Consider the following 662-nt stretch of genomic DNA (forward strand, 5'->3'; position numbering starts at 1 on the left):
TTGCGGGCAATCACCGTGAGCTCTCTGAATCTTGAAAGTTCCGTGATGACGTCTTCGGTAATGCCATCGCTGAAATAAACCTGATCCGGATCAGCGCTCATGTTGTCAAACGGCAGAACAGCAACCGCCGGCTTGTCGGAACGTGAGCTGAGTGGGAGCGTTGGCGTCAAGCCGCCGACGTCCATGCAGTAGGTCTTCACGGGCCGCGCGATGTTCTTTAGGTGCTGCTCGCCCACATACTCGAAGTGGAGATCGAGTTTCCCCGACAGTTGCTCGTGAGCTGAGCCGGATATGAGCACGCTGCCTGGCGGACATAATTGCTCCAATCGCGCGGCAACATTGACCCCATCGCCAAGAAGATCATCTCCCTCGACCACGACGTCTCCGAGGTTTATGCCGATCCGGAGCACAATGCGACGTTCAACTGCAACCTGGTCCTGTTGAACGGCAAGCCTTTCTTGTACTGCCGCCGCACAGGCAACTGCTCCGACAACAGATCCGAACTCTGCTATGAGGCCATCACCCATCAATTTGACGATCCGACCACGATACTCTGCGATGAGCGGTCGGAACACAGCACCCCATAGCTCTCGAATTGCCGCAAGCGCGCCTTCCTCGTCAGTCTCAACGAGCCGACAGTACCCAACGACATCGGCAACCAA

General features: G+C 56.5%; 1 protein-coding gene. It reads right to left on the reverse strand.

Annotation, left to right across the window (positions count from 1 at the left end; all coding sequences use genetic code 11):
* Positions 1-662, reverse strand: a 662-nt coding sequence (locus tag ACP7E0_RS35040; RefSeq protein WP_426131976.1) for an adenylate/guanylate cyclase domain-containing protein, incomplete at both ends; no start/stop codon positions are given.

It is taken from the genome of Pararhizobium sp. PWRC1-1, from assembly GCF_049897905.1.
Lineage (GTDB): Bacteria > Pseudomonadota > Alphaproteobacteria > Rhizobiales > Rhizobiaceae > Pararhizobium.